The organism is Streptomyces graminilatus (assembly GCF_001418565.1).
Taxonomy (GTDB): domain Bacteria; phylum Actinomycetota; class Actinomycetes; order Streptomycetales; family Streptomycetaceae; genus Streptomyces; species Streptomyces graminilatus.
In genome coordinates, this window is the sequence record NZ_LIQQ01000143.1 from 19,875 (window position 1) to 28,866 (window position 8,992).

Annotated in this window: 9 protein-coding genes and 1 pseudogene; 7 read left to right on the forward strand and 3 right to left on the reverse strand. The window is 61.9% G+C overall.

Annotated elements, in window-relative coordinates; translation table 11 throughout:
- Positions 1-51 precede the first annotated feature (51 nt).
- Complete coding sequence (locus AOK08_RS13925; RefSeq protein WP_157876672.1) at positions 52-579, forward strand: hypothetical protein; 528 nt, start codon at positions 52-54, stop codon at positions 577-579.
- 212 nt (positions 580-791) lie between these two features.
- On the opposite strand, the gene AOK08_RS43110 is transcribed toward AOK08_RS13925, so the two are convergent.
- Positions 792-1,823 (reverse strand): single-stranded DNA-binding protein, encoded by a 1,032-nt coding sequence (locus tag AOK08_RS43110; RefSeq protein ID WP_079054015.1) that lies wholly within the window; start codon positions 1,821-1,823, stop codon positions 792-794.
- Between the two features lie 149 nt (positions 1,824-1,972).
- Here AOK08_RS43110 and AOK08_RS45720 point away from each other — a divergent pair, with 149 nt between their 5' ends.
- Positions 1,973-2,500: a hypothetical protein gene (locus tag AOK08_RS45720; protein ID WP_157876673.1), complete on the forward strand. Its 528-nt coding sequence runs from the start codon at positions 1,973-1,975 to the stop codon at positions 2,498-2,500.
- Between the two features lie 13 nt (positions 2,501-2,513).
- Here the strand turns inward: AOK08_RS45720 and AOK08_RS43115 are convergent, their stop codons facing one another.
- Positions 2,514-3,785: an FAD-dependent oxidoreductase gene (locus AOK08_RS43115; protein ID WP_079054016.1), complete on the reverse strand. Its 1,272-nt coding sequence runs from the start codon at positions 3,783-3,785 to the stop codon at positions 2,514-2,516.
- 953 nt (positions 3,786-4,738) lie between these two features.
- On the opposite strand from AOK08_RS43115, the gene AOK08_RS46420 reads away from it, so the two are divergent.
- From AOK08_RS46420 to AOK08_RS13960, 5 genes are all read left to right on the forward strand, one after another.
- A complete protein-coding gene (locus tag AOK08_RS46420; protein WP_063794054.1) occupies positions 4,739-5,200 on the forward strand; it encodes a PIN domain-containing protein in 462 nt (153 codons plus the stop codon).
- Positions 5,201-5,526: 326 nt separating this feature from the next.
- The gene (gene uraD / locus AOK08_RS13945; RefSeq protein ID WP_055525859.1) at positions 5,527-6,051 is read left to right on the forward strand and encodes a 2-oxo-4-hydroxy-4-carboxy-5-ureidoimidazoline decarboxylase; all 525 of its coding nucleotides are present in this window, start codon (positions 5,527-5,529) and stop codon (positions 6,049-6,051) included.
- Positions 6,048-6,407 (forward strand): hydroxyisourate hydrolase, encoded by a 360-nt coding sequence (gene uraH, locus AOK08_RS13950; RefSeq protein ID WP_055525860.1) that lies wholly within the window; start codon positions 6,048-6,050, stop codon positions 6,405-6,407. Before uraD ends, uraH begins: the two co-directional genes overlap by 4 nt.
- A gap of 7 nt (positions 6,408-6,414) precedes the next feature.
- Entirely contained in the window at positions 6,415-7,335 is a 921-nt protein-coding gene (pucL, locus tag AOK08_RS13955) for a factor-independent urate hydroxylase (RefSeq protein WP_055525861.1), read from the forward strand.
- Positions 7,336-7,357: 22 nt separating this feature from the next.
- Positions 7,358-8,740: an 8-oxoguanine deaminase gene (locus AOK08_RS13960; protein ID WP_241826945.1), complete on the forward strand. Its 1,383-nt coding sequence runs from the start codon at positions 7,358-7,360 to the stop codon at positions 8,738-8,740.
- 39 nt (positions 8,741-8,779) lie between these two features.
- Here the strand turns inward: AOK08_RS13960 and AOK08_RS13965 are convergent.
- A pseudogene (locus AOK08_RS13965) lies at positions 8,780-8,992 on the reverse strand (hypothetical protein); the annotation flags it as partial.

The following is an 8,992-nucleotide window of genomic DNA, read 5'->3' on the forward strand; positions in this document are numbered from 1 at the left end:
GCGTAGGGCTGTCGGGGTGGAAGAGCCACTGGGCTATGCCAGATGCGGGCCGTGCGCGCGACTCTGGCGTGCGACCGCTTCGAGCAGGGGAGCGGCGCTTACGAAGCGTTGAGACTGTTCATACGGGAGGTGAACTCGTTCTGCAAGGCTGGCAAGGAGCTCAGCCTGCTTGGCTGTCACCTGGACACCAACGCCCACCTCTCCAAGACGCTGCCGATCGGACACGCCCTCTTGCCTCAAGCCGATCCATGCTTGTGGAAGTTTCTGATGCTGTTCGCGGTCTGGGGTAAAGCTCTGGTAGGCCAGAAGGTCATACGCGGCATGGACACGAGCCACATCCCTCAAGGCCGAGGAACGATCAACATCAGCGTATGGGTCCTGGCCAAGGCCACGTGCAAGATTAACGCGGACATCCGTCAGGTAATCCTCAAGCACTCCCGCGGCAGAGCGCTGATGCTCTTTCGCGGCACGTTCTTCAATGGCGCCTTGATCTTGCTCCATCGCGGCTATCTCGCCTGCCACATAGGTGACAAGATTTTGATCCGCGAGCTCCCTCGACTGTACAGATTCAATCGATAATCGCTGAACTGGCTCGGCGGACTGCTGTCCTTCATGCTGTGGTTTGTATTGTTCTCCTCCTTCTGACATACATCTCTCTATATCTCATATCGCACATCGGAAAGTCAAGATGCAAAAAAGGGGACGACACATGCCGCCCCATGGATACGCGAGAGAAGAGCACGCTCGTTGTTATGGTGGAACGAGAACCGAAGAAATCGGGGTACGTGCTCTTAGCGTCGCTTCACAGCAACTGAGTTAATCTCCCGCGCCACTTTGGTCTCACCGTTTCGTGCCTTGTACTCCCGGTCGTGGACGTAGCCCACTACCTCGACCTCCCGGCCCCTCACGAGCTCGTCTGCCTCCGTTCGCCTCTGCAGCGCTGCTGCACGATCGCCGAAGCTGAGGATGTCGTGCCACTCGGTCTCACCGTTCTCAAGGTGGACGGCCAGGGGGAACTTACCAACGAGCTTGCCTGCGGCGGTGGTTCGGAAGGTTGGGTTACGTCCGAGCCGGCCCACCAGTTTGACGCGCTGGGCATCGGCCTCCTTCGCTTCATCGGTCTTCGCCGCGGGCTCCTTGCGGGCATGGTCCTGCTGTCTGATGCGAGCAGCTCGGTCGAGTGGGTGGTCAGCCTTCGGGTTAGCAGTCACAGCCTCGTGCACTTTGGGTGCGGAGTGGACGTGCCCATTGCTCGTGGGGTCTGGCTCTGCTGTCGCCCCAACGCGCTGAATCATTGGACGCTCGTCAGGGAAGGCGCCGGGCATGCGCTGCGAGCCAGATTTCTCTGGAGGCTTGGGGCCAGCAACTACGACTGGTGGTGCCTCCGGCTCTGGTTCCTTGAGCTCAGTAGGCGTCTGGACAGCCTCATGGTTAGTGATGATCTGCGCAGTGTCCTCAACGTCCGAAGGGAGACCTGGGACGGAGGCCGGGCCAGTGTCGACCTGGTACCCGAGTGTCAGCGCGCCATCGGGGTGCAGTGCAACCGTTGAGTGCTCGTGCTCCTCGTCCTTCTGGAGAAAGACGATGCCCTCGTCCTCGACCTGGGGAAGTGAGCCACCAAAGAGCTCGATCCTTGCGCTCTTGGTCGTGATGCGGGAGACGCCGGCCTCAGGGAAGGCATCGAGGCTCAGAAATGCCTTGTTCGATTGGACCTGGAAGTGCTGGCCATCGCCGTATGCGGGATCGGTGACCTCCTGGGCCTTCGTCCGTAACGCCTTGGCGACTGCCTGTTGGTCAAATGTAGGTCTTGCTCGTTCTGTCATATGAGGACGGATTATACGGCGAGACCGAGAGGGAAGATGTAAGACATCTTACACATCATCAGAAACTACCAGTATACAAGATGGCTTGGCACGTGTAAAATAGAACGCGTAGTTTACCCAAAATCAGGTAACTCTACTAAGCCAAGAGTATGTCCAATATGGAGAGAGAAGGTGTAGTTGAGATGGGTCGTCTGGTGTCCGAGAAGCCGCACGTTGCGAAGGATTTTAAGAGCAGCGTCACGCACGCGCTTTTGCATGCTATCAAAGATCGCAAAAGCGTGCCAGTATGGGAACGTTTTCTCGTCGCCTATGACGAAAGAAGGAAAATACCTTGGCTCGTAGAAAGTGGCCTGTCCGCAGATCCCAACGTGAAGAATGGGATTACAGGTGCCCTGCGTAGCGCTCTAGCAACGTACAAGCCGGCTGAGGCGAGTGCGTCGGTTGCGGAGACAATAGATACTAATAGCTCCGAGGGTATTACCAACGAGCGACGCCTGATGCTGGAAGAAGCCGCAGCAACTGTAGTGAACGATGAACTAACGATGATTCTCTTTGAGGGAAGTCTGACTCGCGCACGGCTCGACGTCAAGCGGATTGAAGCTGCGGACCTGCAGGATCATGTGATCGCAGCAATAGACCAGTACTACGATCATCGCGAACATGATATCTATAGCTGAGATGGGCGTCGGACTAGGTGTCCTCCACTTCATCGAATATAAGCTGTAGTCTGTCCGACCCCTCAACGCCAGAGTGTCCCAAGCGCAAGCGGTATGGCGATTTTGCGAAGTACGGACGTTGAGCGATAAAAGAAGAATCAGAGGATGAAGAGCTATCCTCCAAACTCTGCCCTTCCGTCGAACCCGCTGGAAACAACTTCTCTGCGCATTTCTTGGCAGCAACTGGAGATGCCGTAAACTTTCCAGGGTAAAGCATAACCAGTTGATCGTCGCCAAAGTACCACTCAAGTCGGCATGTGTCCAGCGGTAGCTGGCATGTGTAAAAATGGGCTTCGGGTTCATGTATGGGCACAATATCTTTAAGGGCAGGGAAAAAAGACTCGAGTTGATTTGCGCTATCCTCGAGTGTTCGATCTGGCAACCTGTGATCGTCCAAACTGTTCAAAGGCACGGAACGCAGATACACGCTCACGCCCTGCATTGTTCGATCCGAGTCGTAAAACGGAACAACTGTTGGTGCGCCGGGAGTTCCTGGAGCCATCACGATGGCTGGTGGAATAATATCAGCGGTACACTTCAAAACTAGCACTATCGCCTTAGTTAGACGAGGTGGCAGAGTGCGAAGTTCAGGCACTGCTCTACCCAAAGCGGTAGGTATATATGCGCCGCAGGCAAGAACGAGGACTTTGGCGGAAATCTCGACATTTTCTGGTGTAGTGATTTGCCACAGATCTTTGGGGCGCAAAAAGGAAACTCCATCCATGCGGTTGGTGACAAAGCGCAATGAGTTTTCATCAAGGGCATCGGAAACCAGCCAACTCAACACGGTAGATGTGTCGACCGGATAATCTTCAGTCCTTGCCAGGTATTCAAAGACGGTGTTCTTAAGTAGCGGGTTATTTGCTTCCGCGTTGGCCGCTACAGCATCCGTAACATCTTCGATAGCGATACCTCTCAGGGCGCAGTCTTCTTCTGCTTTGATAAGCGCCTCTTGTGACTTAAAGAGAGCATAGCTCGGGACGTCCTTGGAAACGGCAGAGGGGCAGAGTTTAAGAATCTCTTGATACCCTTCCCGGCACGCTTGGGCGGTAAATGGCCGGTTGGAAATAGCATAGAAGGATCCGCTCTGGAGCCAACCTTGATTGCGCGTTGATGCGTAACCGCGGTGACGCTTCTCCCCTAGAATTGCAAACCGAATTCCTCGGAGGCGCAACTCGCGCGCCAAGAAAAGCCCTGTGCAACCAGTGCCCAGAATGGCAACATCGACTTGGTGTCGTTCGTTCACGTTTCCACCCGGCTTGTCGCGGCAACGCTAGAGAGAGCAATGATGAGCTTGGAAGCAGAGGACAATGCCCTGCTTCTAGGATGGCCGATAGAGCTGCGCTCTGCATCTGGAGGGCGGCGTCGCTTACTAAGGGTGAGCCTTATAAGCTGCATTTGAAAACACTGCGTAGTCAAGTCCCTGGGTCTGCCCCCTAGGGCAGGTTGGTCACGCTTGGACTCGCCTCTCATCCAGCGCAAGAGTTCGTAATGAACCCTGCCGGTGTGTGATTCGTACTGGTCTATCACCCCACCCTTGGCTCCAGCCTCCAGTACATGACACCAGTCGAATCCCCCATGATCCATTCCACCGCCGCGACCACGTCATCAGCGTGGTGCTGTGCAAAGCCGGCACTGGCCATGCGCGCTCTGATCTCTGAGCCTCCGAGTTCTGCCCTGCGCTGTTGAGGATCTCGTCCAAGACCTGATCTTGCTCAGGGGTCGGGAACTCCTGGGGCCTTGCCCACCTCCTCGATTACGTACTGCTCGTCGTCTCGGAGCTGGTGGACAGCGCAATCAAGGCAGTCGTGAAGTATGACCTACCGTCACCGGAGATAGTTCTGCGCCTCAGGGTAGTTGGTCGAAGCCTGACGATCGAGGTTGAGGATCCACTCATCACGGTGGTGCCCTTGCCCTATATCGGGGCCCAAGGGTTCCGCCTGGTCAGTGCCATCACCGACGACTGCTGGTGAACCGTGGCGCAAGCAGAGAGCAGAGACGAGCTGAAGCCCGTGTAGATCCACTAGGCAGGCGCTTCGCGCCTCATGGATCAAGGAATCACGAGCACGGGCGCCACCTGTCTATGAGCCTCTGGTGACGCGACAGAACCCCGTATGTGGAGGAGCAACCCATCCTCCTCCAGCTGTAGTGTGCGGCCTTATGCGACGAGTGGTCTTTGACTCAAATGCCGTTGATCCATTGGCCGACGTGCCCGGTGCCTACGAAGTGCTTGAGTCAGCCGTGCAAGCAGGGACGCTCAAGCTCCTCTACACGCATGTCAACATCGACGAGCTAGCCGAGGTGCCAGACCTTGATCGACGGAGTACGCTCCTCCTGCTCCTCGTTTCCCTGAGTGAGCTCGTGCCCACGGGAGCTACTGCACTCGACTACTCACGCCTGAACTTCTGCCGCGTGAGCGACGAGAGTGACGACTTCGAGATCATGCGGTCCCAGAGCATCAAGCACACACGAGACGCGCTGATCGCATCGACGGCCCGCTTTGAGCAGTGCGCCCTGGTCACCAACGAGCATCGGCTCGCCAAGCGATCACGAGAGCGAGGCATAGAAGTGCTGACCAGTGCGGATCTACTGGCCGAGTTCGGCTTCACGCTGCCAGTAGTGCCGAAACCATCGGCACCGACGGTGCCTACTACCACGTGATGCGCCCGACCGTCTCACACGTTTCTCACACGCTGTGTGTGAGGCACTGGGGGGCGCGTCTCTGACCTGGACGTTTGCCAGACGTCCTGGACTGTATGGACGATACAGACTCAGATCGGCTCAAACTACCTGAACCGCGAGAAGGCCACCTGAGACGCGAGAGGCGGGTCCGACCTCACGGGCCAGGGGTGGCAGGTGCCGTAACGCGGATTTTTCAACAAAGTGTTGACGTCCTGTCGCCGGAAGGCGTTAGCTGGGCGCAGTCGGCACGCACCCGGCACGCACCCGGCACATCCCCAGCACGGACAAGGCCAAGGAGGTTCGCCGTGACGTCGAGTACGCCCCCTGGCGGTCCCGGCGGCCTCGCCCGGTTCAACGCCCTGGCGGAGCCGGCCGCCCGTGCCGCCCTCCACGAGGTCTGCGCCTCGTCGGCCTGGGGGCGGCACCTGCTCGCGAAGCGCCCGTACGCCACCGCCGAGGACCTGTACACGGCGAGCGACACCGCGACGGCCGCGCTGAGCGCCGACGACCTCGCCGAGGCGATGGCAGGGCACCCGCCGATCGGCCGTCCGAAGCCCGGTGACCCGGCCTCCGCCCGTGAACAGCGCGGTATGGCCGGTGCCTCCGAGGAGCTGAAGGCGGAGATGCTCGAACTGAACCTCGCCTACCAGGAGCGGTTCGGTCATGTCTTCCTGATCTGCGCGACCGGCCGGAGCGGCGAGCAGATGCGCGACGCGGTACGGGAACGGATCGGGAACACGCCGGAGCGGGAACGGGAGATCGTCCGCACCGAACTGGGGAAGATCAACCGCATCCGGCTCGGCAACCTCGTACAGGAAGAGCAGGCATGAGTACCGACATCACCGCCTCCGTGTCCACGCACATCCTGGACACCAGCGTCGGCAGGCCCGCCGCCGGTGTCGCCGTACGGCTCGCCGCGCGCAGTGGGCGGGACGCGGACTGGCAGGTGCTCGGCGGCAGTGCGACCGACGCGGACGGGCGGTGCAAGGACCTGCCGGCGCTGCCGGAGGGCGCGACCCAGGTACGGCTCGACTTCGAGGTCGAGGCGTACCTGGAGCAGAAGCAGCAGAAGGCCGGAGTGTTCTTCCCGGAGGTGGCGGTCACGTTCGCCGTCGTACCGGGCGAGCACTACCACGTACCGCTGCTGCTCAACCCGTTCGGCTACTCCGTATACCGAGGGAGCTAGCAGCATCATGACCGATTCAGCGGGCACGGCCCGCCCCGTGTTTCTCGGGCAGAACCAGTACGGCAAGGCCGAGAACCGCGTCGTGCGCGTCACCCGCGACGGCGCCGTCCACCACGTCAAGGATCTCAACGTCTCCGTGTCGCTCTCCGGCGACATGGACGAGGTCCACCTCTCCGGCTCGAACGCGAACGTCCTGCCGACGGACACCACCAAGAACACGGTGTACGCCTTCGCCAAGGAGCACGGCATCGACTCCGCCGAGCAGTTCGGCATCCATCTGGCCCGGCACTTCGTGGCCGGCCAGGAGCCGATCAGGAAGGCGCGCATCCGGATCGAGGAGTACTCCTGGGAGCGGATCGAGTCGGCGGGCGAGGGCGAGCACTCCTTCGCCCGGCGGAACCAGGAGACCCGGCTGGCCCAGATCACCTACGACGGCTCTTCGTGGGAGGTGGTCTCCGGGCTCAAGGACCTCGTCGTGATGAACACGACCGACTCCGAGTTCTGGGGCTACGTCAAGGACAAGTACACGACCCTCCCCGAGGCGTACGACCGGATCCTGGCGACCCAGGTGTCCGCGCGCTGGCGCTTCAACTGGTCCGACGACGCAGAGGAGATGCCCGACTGGGAGGAGTCCTACGCCCAGACCCGGAAGGCTCTGCTGTCGGCCTTCGCGGAGACCTACTCGCTCTCCCTCCAGCAGACCCTGTTCCAGATGGGCGCGCGGATCATCGAGCGGCGGGACGAGATCGACGAGGTGCGATTCGCCCTCCCCAACAAGCATCACTTCCTGGTGGATCTGAAGCCGTTCGGGCTGAAGAACGACAACGAGGTGTACTTCGCCGCCGACCGGCCGTACGGCCTGATCGAGGGCACGATCCTGCGCGACGGCGCCGAGGCGCGCATCCCCGCCGACCTCCCCAACCTGTAAGGACGTTCGCACGATGAGCACGATGGGTATGACGAGTCAGCGCATCGTCATCGAGAACTGCGCCATCGCGACCGTGGACGCCGTCGACACCGAATACGAGTCCGGCCATGTGGTGATCGCCGGCAACCGTATCGAGTCGGTCGGTGCCGGAAAGGCCCCCGAGGGCCTCGCGGACGTGGTCCGGCGTATCGACGCGAGCGGGCATCTCGTCACCCCCGGCCTGGTCAACACGCACCATCACTACTACCAGTGGATCACCCGGGGCCTGGCCACCGACCACAACCTCTTCGACTGGCTGGTGGCGCTGTACCCGACCTGGGCGCGCATCGACGAGCCGATGGTCCGCGCGGCGGCACAGGGTTCGCTGGCGATGATGGCCCGTGGCGGGGTCACCACCGCCATGGATCACCACTACGTCTTCCCGAAGGGCTCCGGCGACCTGTCCGGCGCGATCATCGGCGCGGCCCGCGAGATGGGCGTCCGCTTCACCCTCGCCCGTGGCTCCATGGACCGCAGTGAGAAGGACGGCGGCCTGCCCCCGGACTTCGCCGTCGAGACCCTGGAGGGCGCGCTCGCCGCCACCGAGGCCACGGTCGACGAGCACCACGACCCGTCCTTCGACGCCATGACCCAGATCGCGGTCGCCCCCTGTTCACCGTTCTCCGTCTCGACCGAACTGCTTCGCCAGGGCGCGGAGTTGGCGCGCCGCAAGGGCGTACGCCTGCACACGCACGGCTCCGAGACGGTCGAGGAGGAGCAGTTCTGCAAGGAGCTGTTCGGCATGGGCCCGACCGAGTACTTCGAGTCCACGGGCTGGCTCGGCGACGACGTGTGGATGGCGCACTGCGTCCACATGAACGACTCGGACATCGCCGCCTTCGCCCGTACGAAGACAGGTGTGGCCCACTGTCCGTCCTCCAACGCCCGCTTGGCGGCGGGCATCGCACGCGTCCCCGACATGCTCGCGGCCGGCGTCCCGGTCGGCCTCGGCGTCGACGGCACCGCGTCCAACGAGTCCGGCGAACTCCACACCGAACTGCGCAACGCCCTCCTCATCAACCGTCTCGGGGCACACCGGGAAGCGGCCCTGAACGCCCGTCAGGCGCTGCGCCTCGGGACGTACGGCGGCGCCCAGGTCCTGGGCCGGGCAAGGGAGACGGGGTCACTGGAGCCGGGCAAGCTCGCCGACCTGGTCCTCTGGAACCTGGACACCCTGGCCCACGCGTCGATCGCCGACCCGGTCACCGCCCTGGTCTTCGGCGCGGCGGCCCCGGTCACCGCGTCCTTCGTCAACGGCGAACAGATCGTCGAGAACGGGCGGTTGCTGCACGTCGACGAGGACGAGATCGCCCGCTCGACGCGCGCGGAGGCCCGGCGGCTGGCCGCCATCGCCGCAGGAGCCTGAGACACCGGAGGGCGACATGTCCGCCGGAGTCCGGAGCCGTTACGTCCGTCGGGGCGACGCCAGCAGATAGCGGGCGCCCGTACGCGGCTCGGTGTGCTCGCCGACCTGCCAGCCCGCCTTCTCCAGGGTGGCCGCGCAGGCCCGCAGCGCGTCGGGATCGATCTCGCGCACGGCGACGGCCTCCGGCTGCGGAGTGGCCCGCACCCGGTAGCCGCCACCGGCCCCGGTCCCGTCCCCGTCCCCGTTCCCGTC